11 protein-coding genes are annotated in these 13714 nt (G+C 72.5%); 3 read left to right on the top strand and 8 right to left on the bottom strand.

Features of this window, described 5'->3' with window-relative positions:
• The first annotated feature begins 60 nt into the window (after positions 1 to 60).
• On the top strand, positions 61 to 1209 hold the full coding sequence (locus ACH427_RS11790; RefSeq protein WP_398869278.1) for a PLP-dependent cysteine synthase family protein: 1149 nt from the start codon (positions 61 to 63) through the stop codon (positions 1207 to 1209).
• Positions 1210 to 1225: 16 nt separating this feature from the next.
• On the opposite strand, the gene ACH427_RS11785 is transcribed toward ACH427_RS11790, so the two are convergent.
• The 7 genes from ACH427_RS11785 to gndA form a co-directional block, all read right to left on the bottom strand.
• On the bottom strand, positions 1226 to 1720 hold the full coding sequence (locus tag ACH427_RS11785) for an SRPBCC family protein (protein WP_398869277.1): 495 nt from the start codon (positions 1718 to 1720) through the stop codon (positions 1226 to 1228).
• 75 nt (positions 1721 to 1795) lie between these two features.
• The gene (locus ACH427_RS11780) at positions 1796 to 2641 is read right to left on the bottom strand and encodes a DeoR/GlpR family DNA-binding transcription regulator (RefSeq protein ID WP_398869276.1); all 846 of its coding nucleotides are present in this window, start codon (positions 2639 to 2641) and stop codon (positions 1796 to 1798) included.
• Positions 2642 to 2745: 104 nt separating this feature from the next.
• The gene (locus tag ACH427_RS11775; RefSeq protein WP_398869275.1) at positions 2746 to 5175 is read right to left on the bottom strand and encodes a right-handed parallel beta-helix repeat-containing protein; all 2430 of its coding nucleotides are present in this window, start codon (positions 5173 to 5175) and stop codon (positions 2746 to 2748) included.
• Positions 5176 to 5271: 96 nt separating this feature from the next.
• Entirely contained in the window at positions 5272 to 5877 is a 606-nt protein-coding gene (locus tag ACH427_RS11770; protein WP_398869274.1) for a hypothetical protein, read from the bottom strand.
• Between the two features lie 162 nt (positions 5878 to 6039).
• Complete coding sequence (locus tag ACH427_RS11765; protein ID WP_398869273.1) at positions 6040 to 6870, bottom strand: MOSC domain-containing protein; 831 nt, start codon at positions 6868 to 6870, stop codon at positions 6040 to 6042.
• 74 nt (positions 6871 to 6944) lie between these two features.
• Entirely contained in the window at positions 6945 to 7427 is a 483-nt protein-coding gene (locus ACH427_RS11760; RefSeq protein ID WP_398869272.1) for a DUF6643 family protein, read from the bottom strand.
• A gap of 188 nt (positions 7428 to 7615) precedes the next feature.
• Positions 7616 to 9076: an NADP-dependent phosphogluconate dehydrogenase gene (gene gndA / locus ACH427_RS11755; RefSeq protein WP_398869271.1), complete on the bottom strand. Its 1461-nt coding sequence runs from the start codon at positions 9074 to 9076 to the stop codon at positions 7616 to 7618.
• Between the two features lie 806 nt (positions 9077 to 9882).
• On the opposite strand from gndA, the gene ACH427_RS11750 reads away from it, so the two are divergent.
• Together ACH427_RS11750 and ACH427_RS11745 are read left to right on the top strand one after the other, a co-directional pair.
• Positions 9883 to 10152, top strand: coding sequence for a hypothetical protein (locus tag ACH427_RS11750; protein ID WP_398869270.1), 270 nt, complete (start codon positions 9883 to 9885; stop codon positions 10150 to 10152).
• Between the two features lie 247 nt (positions 10153 to 10399).
• Positions 10400 to 12877: a DUF4118 domain-containing protein gene (locus ACH427_RS11745; RefSeq protein WP_398869269.1), complete on the top strand. Its 2478-nt coding sequence runs from the start codon at positions 10400 to 10402 to the stop codon at positions 12875 to 12877.
• 148 nt (positions 12878 to 13025) lie between these two features.
• On the opposite strand, the gene kdpC is transcribed toward ACH427_RS11745, so the two are convergent.
• Positions 13026 to 13697 (bottom strand): potassium-transporting ATPase subunit KdpC, encoded by a 672-nt coding sequence (gene kdpC / locus ACH427_RS11740; protein ID WP_398869268.1) that lies wholly within the window; start codon positions 13695 to 13697, stop codon positions 13026 to 13028.
• Between the last annotated feature and the right edge of the window lie 17 nt (positions 13698 to 13714).

Below are 13714 nucleotides of genomic sequence, written 5' to 3'. Positions count from 1 at the left end.
TTTATGATCGAAACGTCCGAGTGCTCCGCATGGGCCCGGATGAACTGCGTGAGGAGCGCCGTGAACAGCACCGTGCAACCCGGGGCGACGGGCGCGGATCCCGGTGCCGCCGTCCCCACCCTCGACGTGGACCGCAGCGATCCCGCCCACCGTGCCTGGCTCAACGAGGCCGTGCGCAAGGTCCAGGCCGACGCGAACCGCTCCGCCGACACCCACCTCCTGCGCTTCCCGCTGCCACCCGAATGGGGGATCGACCTCTACCTGAAGGATGAATCCACCCACCCCACCGGCAGCCTCAAACACCGCCTCGCCCGCTCCCTCTTCCTCTACGGGCTGTGCAACGGCTGGATCCGCCCGGAAGCCCCCGTCATCGAGGCGTCCAGCGGCTCCACCGCCGTGTCCGAGGCGTACTTCGCCGGGCTCATCGGCGTCCCCTTCATCGCCGTCATGCCCCGCACCACCAGCCGTGAGAAGTGCCGGCTGATCGAATTCCACGGCGCGCGGTGCCACTTCGTCGACGACCCGCGCAAGATGTACGAGGAAGCGGCCGCCCTCGCCGCGCGGACCGGCGGCCACTACATGGACCAGTTCACGTACGCCGAACGGGCCACCGACTGGCGCGGGAACAACAACATCGCCGAGTCCGTCTACAGCCAGCTCCGCCTCGAACGCCATCCCGTGCCCACCTGGATCGTCGCCACCGCGGGCACCGGCGGCACCTCCGCGACCATCGCCCGCTATGTGCGCTACATGCAGCACGACACCTGCGTATGCGTCGCCGACCCCGAGAACTCCTGCTTCTTCGACGGCTGGCGGAACCACGACCCCCACGCCACCAGCGACCGCGGCTCCCAGATCGAGGGCATCGGCCGGCCGCGCATGGAACCGAGCTTCGTGACCGGAGCCATCGACCGGATGATGAAGGTCCCCGACGCCGCAAGCGTCGCCGCCGTACGCGCCCTCGACCGGACCATCGGCCGCAAGGCGGGAGGCTCCACCGGCACCGGGCTGTGGAGCGCGCTCAAGATCGTCGCCGAGATGGCGGACCAGGGCCGCCAGGGCAGCGTCGTCACCCTCATCTGCGACCCCGGTGAGCGCTACCTCGACAAGTACTACTCCGACAGCTGGCTCGCCGGACAGGGCCTGGACATCACCCCGTACGCGCGGGCCATCGACACCTTCCTGACCTCCGGCCACTGGCCCGGCTGAAGGCCCGTAAGCGCGTTCAGGAGGGACGGCCGTGCATCGCCGTGAGACGCCGGTCGAGGCAGTGCACCGCGTCACGGAACGCGTACCCGAGGCCGGGCCTCGCCAGCGCGGCCGCCAGGCGCACCGGTGCGGAGCCGTCGACCGCCACTGTCCACCGGACGACCGTGCCCGTGCCGACGGCGAGCAACTGCCAGTCCTCGGCCATGGCCCGCACACCCGGCGCGTTCGTGACGTCGACGCGGTACGCGTAGCGCCGGGACGGGTCCTCCGCCAGGACCGTCTCCAGGAAGCGCGCGCCACCCAGCAGCCGGATCTCCCGGCCCTTGACGGCGGCCCGCTCCACCGGCCGGGCCGCCGTCACCGCACGGAACCACCGCGCCCAGCCCGGCACATCCTCCGCCAGCGCGGCATAGACGCGCCGGGGCGCCGCCGCCATGTGCGCGACGAACACCAGCCGCAGCGGTGCCGCCTCCACGAAGTCCAGCCCCACAGGGCGGAGTCTGCGCGCCATCGTGCACCCCATCGGATCGACCGGCCAACGGCGCCGCACACCCTAACCCCTGAGGCCCCGGATGTCTGCGCCGCCTCAGCCCTCGGCGCTGCCCCGCGAACTCTCCGCCACCACCAGCTCCGGCAGCCGCTCCGCGATGTCCTGGCGCGCCCCCTCCGACAGCCCCGCGTCCGTGACCAGCGCGTCCACCTCGTCCAGGGCGGCGAAGGAACTCAGGCCCACCGTCCCCCACTTGGTGTGGTCCGCCACCACCACGACCCGCCGGGCGGACCGCACGAAGTGCCGGTTCGTCTCCGCCTCCGCGAGATTGGGCGTCGACAGCCCCGCCTCCACGGAGATGCCGTGCACCCCGATGAACAGCACATCGAAGTGCAGTGAGCGGATCGCCGCGTCCGCCACCGGCCCCACCAGCGTGTCCGACGGCGTACGCACCCCGCCCGTCAGCACCACCATCGCCGCACCCGGACGTGGCGAAGGCCCCGCGGCCGTCATCGTGCGCTGAGCGCTGTGGAACACATCAGCCGCGCGCACCGAATTCGTCACCACCGTCAGATCCGGGACATCCACGAGCTGCTGGGCCAGGGCGAACACCGTCGTCCCGCCGGCCAGGGCTATCGCACTGCCGTGCGCGGCCATCTTCGCCGCGGCCCGCGCGATGTCCTCCTTGGCGATGAGCTCCAGCGCCGATTTGGCCTCGAAGCCGGGCTCGTGCGCCGTCGCCTCGGCGACCGGCACCGCGCCCCCGTGCACCTTCTCCACGGCACCCTGCCGGGCCAGCGCGTCCAGATCGCGGCGGACCGTCATGTCCGAGACATTGAGCTTGCGCGTCAGCTCGTTGACCCGCACACCACCACGCCGCCGCACCTCGTCGAGGATCAGGGCGCGCCGTTGTTCCGCCAGGAGATTCTGGTTGTCGCTCACCGGCCGGTCCCTCCGCTCAGCACTGCCGAATCCGCGTGTTCATCCTCCCACGCACCTGTGACAACGCCCGTGCCTCACTCCGGCCATCGCATATCCGGACTGCCTCACGGCAGTGTCGGCAGATCCTGCGGATACAGCAGCGTCAGATCGTCGGTGCTCGGGTCGACGAGCTGCGCCACCCGGCCCGCGTGCCGCTCGACCATCGCCTCGAACGTCTGCCGCGCCGTGCGGCCGTTGCCGAACGCGGGTCCCTTCGGGATCGCCGTGAAATACGCCAACAGGGCCTCCGCGGCCCCGTCCCCGATCCGGTACTCGTGCTCCTCCGCCTGCTGCTCCACGATGCGCAGCAGCTCGTCCGGGGCGTAGTCCCCGAAGGTGATCGTGCGCGAGAACCGCGACGCCACCCCGGGGTTGATCGTCAGGAAGCGCCGCATCTCCTCGGTGTACCCCGCGACGATCACCACCACCTCGTCACGGTGGTCCTCCATCAGCTTCACCAGGGTGTCGATCGCCTCGCGGCCGAAGTCCCGCCCCGAGTCCTCCGGGCACAACGCGTACGCCTCGTCGATGAACAGCACCCCGCCTCGCGCCCGGTCGAACGCCTCCTGCGTCCGGATCGCCGTGGAACCGATGTGCTCGCCCACCAGGTCCACGCGCGACACCTCCACCAGATGACCGCGCTCCAGCACCCCCAGCGACGCGAGGATCTCGCCGTAGAGCCGGGCCACCGTGGTCTTGCCCGTGCCCGGTGAACCGGTGAACACCAGATGCCGCCGCACGGAGGCGGCCTTCAGCCCCGCCTCCTGGCGCCGCCGCCCCACCTCGATCATGTCGGTGAGCGCCCGCACCTCCCGCTTGACGCTCTCCAGGCCCACCAGCGCGTCCAGTTCACCCAGCACCGTCGCCGCGGGACGGCCGTCCGCCGCCGGGGAGGGCACCGCGCCCTCGGGCACCCGCTGGACCGGCACCGCGACCGGCGGCACCGACAGCAGCGGCACGGTCCGCTCCACGACCGGGACACCGGCCGTCCGCAACGACCCCGCCGAGGACGCCCCCAGCGTGAACGCCGCGCTCTCGTCGCTCGTGCAGCCCTCGCTGACCGTGCCTTCCTCGGCGAACTCGTAACCACCGCGCGCGCACCGCTCCGTACGGCAGCGCGTCAGCGTCGTGCGGCAGCCGTCGATGACGTGGAAGCCGTATCCGCTGCTCCCCGTCACCCGGCAGTCGTGGAAGGAGCCCCGGCCGCCCGCCGACACATAGAAGCCCGCCTCCACCGGCGAACTCACCGTGCACCGCTCGATGACCGGATCCGCGCCCTTGGTGACGATGACCCCCGTGGCCGTCGCGTCGATGGTGCACCCGGCCAGCGAACCCCCGCTCCCGTGGTCCCGGAACCAGGCACCCGTCGCCGCCGCCCGGATCCGGCAGTCGTCCAGCTGCGCGGTGGCGCCGTCGCTCACCGACACCGCGGTGTTACGGACCTGCGCGAGGTCGCTGTCGACCACGTCCACCCGCGACCCGCGGTCCAGCACGAACAGCGCGTCCGGCACATCGCGCACCCGGCAGGAGCCGAGCGCGGCGCTCGCCCCGTCACTGACCCACACCGCCGGATAGTCACCCGTGCTGTCGTGGATGTCGCACCGGTCCGCGTCCACCCGCGTCCCCGGATCCCACACGGACAGACCGTTGCGCCCGAACTTGCGCACCGCTGTGCGCGTCATCGACAGCACCGACCGGGACCGCAGGTCCACGCCGTTCTCCGGCACGTCGTGGATGTCGCAGTCCACCAGCGTCAGCACGGCATCGGTGTCCAGGGTCACGCCGTCACCGGACGTCCGGTGCACCTGGCAGTCGGACAGATAACCGGCCGCCCGCGACGCCACCTGCACGCCCGCGCCACGGATCTCGTACACCTCGCAGCCGACCGCTTCCAGCGCACTGCCCTCGCCCGAGAGCGACAGCCCCGCGCCCGAGGCATGATGCACCCGGCAGCGCTCCAGGCGCGGATGCGCGCCCCCGCTCACCGTCACGCCCGACCGGCCCGCCGCCACGACCTCGCACTCCTCGAAGACACCGGTCGCGCCGTCCAGCACACTGATGCCGACCCCGCCCGGATTCTCCACCGTGCACCGGCGCACCGTCGGACGCGAGCCGCCGCGCACCTCGATCCCGGCCGCCGAACGCGTCACGATCCGCAGGTCCGCGAGCTCCGGCGCGCCGTCCTCGACCAGCAGCGCGGGCGCCGCCGCGTCCTGACCCTCGATGTGCAGATCCAGCAGCGCCGCGGAGGACCGCACGGTCAGGGCCACCCCCTCGGCCGGCGCGATCCGCACCGCCCCCGGCGAACCCTCGCTGCCGCGCAGCGTGATCGAACGGGTCACGACCAGGTTCTCCCGGTACGTGCCCGGAGCGACCGACAGCACGTCCCCGTCCGCCGCCGCCTCCAGAGCCGATGCGAGGGAGTCGTATTCGCCGGTGCGCCGCCGCCATCGCGCCGTACCGGTGTGCGTCACCTGGACCGAGCCCTGTGCCATGGTGCTGCTGCGCCCCCACCTCGTGCTCTGTTCACCCGGGACGGATGCGTACCGGCCGGTCCACCGTAGCGCGCGTGGGCCAGGGAAGTTGACCGGTCAGCTGCCTGCGCCCGCCCGGCCCCAGGTGTGCCCGGCCTGTTCCCACGCGCGGTCCCACTGGGCGTACCGCCGCTGCACGATCCGCCATACGACCAGCCGGCGGCCCACCTCCACCAGGCCCGCCGCTCCGGCGGCCGCGGCGGCACCGGCGAGCACCGCGTGGACGGTGGCCGTGTCGTTGTCCATGGGGCGGCCCGCGATCCGGCCGCGGTCGTCCGTCCACAGCGGGAACCGCTGCCCCGCGCGGGTCTGTTGCCGGACGGCGACCACGCCGGAGAACTGCCGGTGGCCGTCCGGGGCGGGCCACCGGGCGACCACCCGGTGGTGGCCCTCGCGGCCGGCGGCGGTCTCACGGTCGGTCTCGGTGGCCCTGACCGGAAGATTGCGCAGGGCTGTGGCGGTCACCAGGTGCCGGTGCAGGCGCTGTTCACGGACGGTCTGGCGCAGTGCCTGGTGGGCGAGCGAGCCGGTCACCCAGCCGATGGCCGATCCCGTCAGCAGCATCAGCACCACCGCGACCGCCCCCACCCACGCTTCGAGGACATCGGTGCGACGGCGCAGCGGATTGAGCCGCCACCGCCGGGCGAAGATCGTCGCGCGCACAGCGCTCACCCCCTTCCGCGTCCGTAAATACCTCACACAGGGCATCGCATGCGGAGGAAGGCGGCGGAGAGAGCAAAATCACCCCCTCCGGAGACCCTTCCTGGCGGCGCGTTGACGAGTGGCGTGCGGAGCGTGCTCCCGGCGGAACGGCGCGCGGCCTGCTCAGTCGAGGATCTCCACGTCGTCACCGACGCGCACCACTCCGGTGTGCTCCGGGATGAGGTTCGTCCCGAACACCAGCGACTTGTCTATCCGGTGGTGCCGTGCGAGCGTCCGCAGCGGCTCCTTGCCGCGCTCCGCCGTGTGCTGGTCGGTGGTGGTCACGATGCACCGTCCGCACAGCTTCACGGCGCGGAAGGTCACCTCGCCGATGCGGACGCGCCGCCAGTCGTCCTCGGCCCAGGGCGCGGTGTTGCCGACGACCACGTTCGGCCGGAAGCGGTTCATGGGCAGCGGGCCCTCGTCCGGGTGGTCGCCCTGGGAGATCAGGGCGTTGAGGGCGTCGAGCGAGGCGAGGGTGGTGGCGAGCAGCGGATAGCCGTCGGCGAAGCTCACGGTCTCGCCGGGATCCGCGTACTCGGGGTCGATCAGGCGGCGCGTCGCCGGGTCGTCCATGTGCAGCAGCCGCGCCGGGGTGCCGAGGTACGCGCTGAGCCACGCGTCCGCGGCCTCCCCGGCGGGAACCCCCTCGACCTTGTCCCGGAACAGCTGCACCGTGACCGTGCCCCGCTCCGCGGGGTCGGGCACGGTGACGTCCAGCGGCGCGCGCCCCGGGGCGCTGAGCCGCACCCCGCCGCCCGGCAGCGGCTCGGCGGCGGCCAACGCCACCCGCGGCTGCTGCCGTTGGGTGATCATGTGACCGCTGTCGTCGGCCAGCATCCAGCGGCGGTCCCCGGCGAGCCCCCACGGCTCCACGGTCGCCTCATCGACGGCACGACCCGTCAGCGACTTGACGGGATAGAAGTGGACCGCAGTCAACAATGGCGTGGACATGCGGCCATCTTGCCACCCGGGCCGGGCGGTTGACCGAAGCCCCCCGGTCGGCTCCGCCCGAATCGGGAGTTCCGTCAGTAACCGCCCTGATTCGGGTACTGGCGGTTGTTGTACTGGTCGTCGTACGGCGCGGGGGCCGGGCGGGGCGCCACGGGGCGCATCGCCTCGTACCCGGCGGGACTCGCCGAGGCCGCTGCGGGCCGCTGCTGGTACTGCTGCGGGCCCGGATAGCCGCGCGGCGCCGCCTGCTGCGGGATGTAGGGCGCGGGCGCCTGCTGGAGGCCCGAGGGCTGCGGCGCGGGCGGCTGGTACCCGTACTGCGGGGCCTGCCCGGCATAGCCGGTCTGCGGCGACTGCGGGGCCGGTGCCGCGGACGGCCCCGACGGCAGGGCGGGGAGGGCGGGCAGCTGGCTCCCGCCGTCGTACGGCGACGACACCCGGATGGGCGCGATCTGCGGGGTGCCCCGCTCGGCGACGAGACTGTCGTAGATGGGGGTGTCCGGGAACGACGGCGAGGCGTAGTAGCCGCCACCGTAGGTGCTGCGGGGGGAGGTCATAGCCCATAAGTTAAGCCCACGCCCCTGGCCGGGTCTATGCCAAGGTCCCCGCAACCCCTTTCTGACCTGCAAAGACGCAGGTCAGGACAGAAGCGGCAGGTGGGGACACTCTTATCGGACCGGACGGCCCCGGCCCACCCTCCCGGTGGCCCGGGGCCGTTGGCCGTCCGCAGGTCACGCGGCCTTTCTCAGGCCGTGCGCTCCTCGCCGCGGCCGGCGGACCACAGCGTGTGGAACGTCCCCTCGCGGTCCGTGCGCCGGTAGGTGTGGGCGCCGAAGAAGTCGCGCTGACCCTGGGTCAGCGCGGCCGGCAGGCGCTCCGCGCGCAGGGCGTCGTAGTACGCGAGCGCGGCGGAGAAGCCCGGCGTGGGCACCCCGCGGCCGACCGCGGTCGCGACGACCGAGCGCCAGGCGTCCTGGGCCCGGCCCACCTCGTCCGCGAATCCCTTGTCGGCCAGCAGGGTCGGCAGCCCGGGGTCGGCCGCGAACGCGCTGCGGATCCGGTCCAGGAACGCGGCCCTGATGATGCATCCGCCCCGCCAGATGGCGGCCACCGCACCGAGGTCGATGTCCCAGCCGTACTCGGCGCTCGCCGCGCTGATCATGTTCCAGCCCTGGGCGTACGAGACGACCTTGGACGCGTACAGCGCCTCCTCGACCCGCGCCGCGAACTCCTCGGCCTCGGCGGGGGAGAGGGTCTCGCGCGCGGGTCCGGGCAGCCCGCGCGCGGCCTTGCGCAGATCGCCGTGCCCGGACACGGAACGGGCGAAGACGGCCTCCGCGATGCCCGACACCGGGGTCCCGAGGTCCAGCGCCGTCTGCACCGTCCACCGGCCGGTGCCCTTCTGCTCGGCCTCGTCGGCCACCACGTCCACGAAGGGCTGCCCGGTGGCGGCATCGGTGTGGGAGAGCACCTCGGCGGTGATCTCGATGAGATACGAGTCCAGACGGCCGGTGTTCCAGGCGCGGAACGTCTCCGCGATCCGCGCGGGCTCGTAGCCGGCGACGTTGCGGAGCAGGTCGTACGCCTCCGCGATGAGCTGCATGTCGGCGTACTCGATGCCGTTGTGCACCATCTTGACGAAGTGTCCGGCGGCGTCGGGTCCGATGTGCGTGCAACACGGGCTGCCGTCGGGGGCCTTGGCGGCGATGGACTCCAGAAGGGGGCCGAGGGCTTTGTAGGATTCGGTGGATCCGCCGGGCATGATCGCGGGCCCGTTGAGCGCGCCTTCCTCGCCGCCGCTGATGCCGGTGCCGACGAAGTGGATGCCGCGGTCGCGGAGTTTCTTCTCGCGGCGGCGGGTGTCGTGGAAGTGGGCGTTGCCGCCGTCGATGATCATGTCGCCCTCGTCGAGGAGAGGTGCGAACTCGTCGATGACGGCGTCGGTGGGGTCGCCGGCCTTGACCATGATGATGAGGCGGCGGGGCTTCTCCAGTGCGGCGACGAACTCTTCGGCGGTTTCGGCGGGGACGAAGTTCCCCTCGTGGCCGTGCTCGTCGATGAGGGCCGTGGTCTTGGCGTACGTGCGGTTGTGGACGGCGACGGTGTGGCCGTGGCGTGCGAAGTTGCGGGCCAGGTTGCTGCCCATGACGGCGAGTCCGGTGACGCCGATCTGGGCGGTGGCCTTGGGGGAGGGGGTGCTGGGCATGGCGGGGGTCCACTCCTGTCACGTGCGTCGGTGAGGCTGGTGCGAGCGCCGACGCCACGGGGTCCGAGGATCTTCCCCATGGGCGTCCGGGCATCGCCCGGCCATCGTGGCACGCGGTGGTGGAGGGCGGCTGGGTGCGCGCTGGAGATGGCCTCGGCTCTGTCAGTTTCTCTCGCGCACGACAGACTCCGCTCTCGCGATTCGATTGTGTGATGTCAACAAGGCGCGGGGCCGGGTGCGCAGCCTGCGGACCGGGGCCTCGGCGCCGGGTGAACCCCTGAAAGTCCAACCTGGCGGTTGCGCGGTCCGGTGTTCGTGCTGACCGCATGACACGGGCGTGCAGTCAGCACGACTGCATTCAGGTGCTGCCCGTATCCGTAGCGTGGTTCGGGGAGGTACATGGCGCCGGCGATCCGCTGCGTTGGTGAGGAACTACCTGGTGGGGGACATGATCGCCGCAGGCGTGGTCGTGCCGGCCGTGTTCGTGGCCCAGCAGCGCGCCAAGACCGCGCCGGCCATCCGGTTCCCGGCCGGGCGCCCGGGTGCGGGAGCCCTTCCCGAGCACGCCGCCCGCACCGGGCGGGACACGTGGCGGGTCGACCGCTTGCCGCGCCCGCGGGCAGCCGCCGTCTCCTGCGGGGGCTATGCCGTCCTGGCCGGCGACCCGTGCGCCACGATCCCCGAGGACCTCGCGCCGCTGGCCCACTGCTGCATCGCAGCCCCGGACCGCTTCCTGCCCCTGGTCGGCAGTGCGTTTCGAGCAGATCATTCCCCGGGAGCGCATGATCTGTGCTCATGTCGCCCCGATGCCTGCCGCCCGGCCCGCCTCCGGCGTCGTCCTCCGCCCACTCGCGCCCGCTGACGCGCCGGCCCTACGGGCCCTCGACCACGGCCTCGCCTGGACCACCGCGAGTGGGGGCGGGCCGGCCGGGCTCGCGGCCTCCGGCCGAAGCTGGGGCGCCTCCGCGACCAGCGCCTGCCTCCTCCTCGCCGGCAGCCGCTACGAGGACATCGCCGTTGCCCCCTTCCGGCCGAGCGTGGCCGGGGCCCGGCCTACGCCTGCGTCCGTGCGCTGACATCACCGCCCGCGGCCGCGTCCCGTCCTGGACCTGCTCCCGCGACAGTCACCCAGGCCGCCACCTCGCCGCGAAGTCCGGATTCCAGCTGATCCACACGTACGCGCACGGCGCGCTCGGCGCCCCGGCCTCCCCGTAGGTGGCGGGCGGCTGCCCCGCACTGCGGCGCACCATGGAAACGGAAGGCCACCGGGCCGGAGAGCGGCCCGGCCGGGGACTCGGTGGAAGAGCCGACGGGAGTCGGTCGATGGCAGCGCGCGGAAAACTGCGGATCTACCTTGGTGCCGCCCCCGGCGTGGGCAAGACCTACGCCATGCTCGAGGAGGGGCAGCGGCTGCGTACCCAGGGCGCCGACGTGATCATCGGTTTCGTCGAACCGCACGGGCGGCGGCCGACCGCGGCCATGGCCGAGGGGATCGAGACGGTCCCGCGCCGGGCCATGGCACATCGTGGGGCGGACTTCACCGAGATGGACGTCGACGCCGTCCTGGTCCGTGACCCGCAGGTCGCCCTGGTGGACGAGCTGGCCCACACCAACGTGCCCGGCAGCCGCAACGCCAAGCGGTGGCAGGACGTCGAAGAACTCCTGGACGCCGGCATCGACGTCGTCACCACGCTCAACGTCCAGCACCTGGAATCCCTCAACGACGTCGTCGCGCAGATCACCGGAGTACGGCAGCGCGAGAGGCTCCCGGACGAGGTGGCACGCCGGGCCGACCAGATCGAGCTGGTCGACCTCCCGCCCGAAGCCGTGCGCCGCCGCATGACGCACGGCGCCATCTACCCGCCCGACCGCATCGAGGCGGCCCTCACCCACTACTTCCGCGTCGGCAACCTCACCGCCCTCCGTGAGCTCGCCCTCCTGTGGCTCGCCGACCGGGTGGAGGAGGGCCTCCAGCGCTACCGCACCGAGCACGGGATCGCCGCGCCGTGGGAGACCCGGGAACGCATCCTGGTCGGGCTGACCGGTGGGCGGGAGGGCGAGACGCTCATCCGCCGGGCAGCCCGCATCACCGCCCGGACCCCGGGCAGCGAACTGCTCGCCCTGCACGTCACCCCGGGCGACGCGCTCGCCGGCACCGACCCCGCGGTCCTCGCCGAACAGCGTGCGCTGGTGGAGTCCCTGGGCGGCAGTTACCACCAGACCACCGCCGCCGACGTCGTCCAAGGGCTGCTCGACTTCGCCCGCGCCGAGAACGTCACCCAGATCGTCCTCGGCGCCGGCCGACGGGGCCTGCTCGGATCCTTGCTGCGGGGTCACGTGGGGCGGCGGACGATCCGGGAGTCCGGCCCCGTCGATGTCCACGTCGTCACCCATGAGGAAGCTGCCGGAGCCGCCGGCCTCGCTCTGCCACGCCCCGGCCGGGGAACCGGCCGTAAGCGATTCCTGCCGGCCATGGCCAGTGCGGCCGTACTCCTGCCGGCGCTGACCACCGTGCTCACCGCGCTGCGTGGCCGTCTCGATCTCTCCAGCGATCTCGTGCTGTACCTGCTGGTCGTCGTCGTGGTGGCGCTCGTCGGCGGCCTGGGCCCGGCCCTGCTCGTGGCGATCGCCGCCGGACTGCTGGCCACCTACTACTTCACCGTGCCCGTGCACACCTTCGACGTGGAACGCGGCAACGACATCATCGCCCTGGCGGTCTTCGTCGTTGTGGCGGTGCTGGTGGGCACGGCGGCGGGCACGGTCACCCGGCGCACGTATCAGGCCACACGGGCCACCGCCGAGGCGGCGGCGCTGAGCCGGCTGGCGACTGCCATGATGCACGGGCAGGATCTCCCCGCCCTGGTCGAGCAGTTGCGTGAGAACTTCGGCCTCGCCGCCGTCAGCCTGCTCGAACGGGCCCCCGGTCCGGCGGCCCCGCCCCGCTGGTTCGTCGTCGCGAGTGCCGGTGAACGACCGCCCGAGCGCCCGTACGACGCCGACTTGGAGAGCCCCATCGACGAGTACCTGACCTTGGCCGCTCGCGGCCGTGGCCTGAGCGCGGACGACCAGGACATCTTCGCGGCATGCGCCACTCAGCTGGGCATCGCGCACGCCCAGGGCCGGGTCGCGCTCCAGGCCGCGGAGACCGGCACCCGGGAAGCCGCGGAACGAAGCCGCGCGATGGCGCTCGCCATGGCCGTCCGGGACCTGCGGGCGGCGCTGACCGTGACCAGCACGGTGCTCATCCGGCTGACGGACGGGACGAGGGACCGGCCGCCGCGCGAGCGGCGTCTGCTGGCGGAGGCACGGGAGTCGGCGAGACGTGCCGAGCAGCTCGCCGGCGACCTTGAGGACCTCGGCCGGCTCCACGCGGGCGCCCTGGAGCTGCACCTGCGCCCGGTCGACGTCGGCGAGGTGCTCACCACCGTGCTGGACGACCTCGGGCCAGGCGGCCGCACGATCTCGGTCTCGCTCCCGGAGGAACTGCCGGACGTCATCGCCGATGCCGCCGTCCTCGCCCGCGTCCTCACGAGTGTCGCGGCGGAGGCCTTGAGCCGCGGCGGCTCCGACACCTCGCCCGCTCTCACGGCCGAGGTGTCGGACGACCGGTTGGTCATGCGGATGACCGGCGTCGGAGCCGAGGCGGACGCCGGAAGTCTCTCCGTCCGGCTGGCCCGCGACCTCGTCGAAGCGATGGGCGGCACACTGGGGGTCCGGGCCGGCCACCGCCGGGGAACGGGGTGGGCGCTCACTCTCGCCCTGCCGGTGGTGGCACGGCACCCTGGGGCTGCCGGACGGTGAGCAGCGTGCACACGCACGCGGGGCCTGGCCTTGCTGACGAGGCCGGGACCCGAAAACCGCGGCAAGGCCCGGCGGCAGTTCTGCCGCCGGGCCTTGTACGCGCTTGGGAATGCCCCGGTCATTCCGACGGGCTCCCTGGGGTTCGTTCTCACGACCTGACCGGGGACTGCGCGGGGAGGTGACGCAAGGCGTGGTTGAGCTCGATCACGTTGACCCGTCCCTGTCCGAGGAAGCCCAGTTCGCGATCGCGTACGTGATCGCCCACGAGCGTCCGTAGCCGCTCGGCCGGCAGACCACGGGCTTTGGCGACCCTGGCCACCTGTTCGTAGGCGTACGCCGGGGAGATGTCGGGGTCGAGGCCCGAGCCGGAGGCGGTGAGCGCGTCGGCCGGGAGGGATGCGGGGCTGACGCCGTCGAAGGCGGCCACGGCTGCGCGCCGTTGGGCGATCGACGTGATGAGCCGGGGGTCGTTCGGGCCCAGGTTGGAGGCGCCCGAGTAGGTGGGGTCGTACGGGCCGGCGCCCTGGCCGGCATCGGCGGCGGAGGGGCGGGGCTGGAACCACTTGGGGTCGGGTCGGAGGGGTTCCGAGCTGTCGTCCGGGTTCTTTTTCGGCAGGGCGAAGTTCTGGCCGAGGAGGCTGGAAGCCACGGGTTCGCCGTGTTCCTTGATCAGGGAGCCGTTGGCCTGGTGCCCGAACGCCAGTTGGCCGATGCCGGTGACCGCGAGCGGATAGGCGATGCCCGTGACGATGGTGAACGCCATGAGCATGCGCAGGGCTGACACATGCTGTCGCAGCGTCGGCGGGAGGTGCAGGAACATGGGGTGACGCCTCTTCT

The sequence above is a fragment of the Streptomyces sp. NPDC020379 genome (assembly GCF_044387105.1).
GTDB lineage: Bacteria > Actinomycetota > Actinomycetes > Streptomycetales > Streptomycetaceae > Streptomyces.
The sequence above is the reverse complement of the archived record's forward strand: the minus strand, read 5'-3'. Positions and strand labels throughout refer to the sequence as shown.

What these genes read in the sequence shown, in the direction of transcription:
- kdpC (WP_398869268.1), bottom strand. Translation starts at nt 13,697, where the DNA reads ATGTTCCTGCACCTCCCGCCGACGCTGCGACAGCATGTGTCAGCCCTG.
- ACH427_RS11765 (WP_398869273.1), bottom strand. Translation starts at nt 6,870, where the DNA reads ATGTCCACGCCATTGTTGACTGCGGTCCACTTCTATCCCGTCAAGTCG.
- ACH427_RS11745 (WP_398869269.1), top strand. Translation starts at nt 10,400, where the DNA reads ATGGCAGCGCGCGGAAAACTGCGGATCTACCTTGGTGCCGCCCCCGGC.
- gndA (WP_398869271.1), bottom strand. Translation starts at nt 9,076, where the DNA reads ATGCCCAGCACCCCCTCCCCCAAGGCCACCGCCCAGATCGGCGTCACC.
- ACH427_RS11775 (WP_398869275.1), bottom strand. Translation starts at nt 5,175, where the DNA reads ATGGCACAGGGCTCGGTCCAGGTGACGCACACCGGTACGGCGCGATGG.
- ACH427_RS11750 (WP_398869270.1), top strand. Translation starts at nt 9,883, where the DNA reads ATGCCTGCCGCCCGGCCCGCCTCCGGCGTCGTCCTCCGCCCACTCGCG.
- ACH427_RS11760 (WP_398869272.1), bottom strand. Translation starts at nt 7,427, where the DNA reads ATGACCTCCCCCCGCAGCACCTACGGTGGCGGCTACTACGCCTCGCCG.
- ACH427_RS11785 (WP_398869277.1), bottom strand. Translation starts at nt 1,720, where the DNA reads ATGGCGCGCAGACTCCGCCCTGTGGGGCTGGACTTCGTGGAGGCGGCA.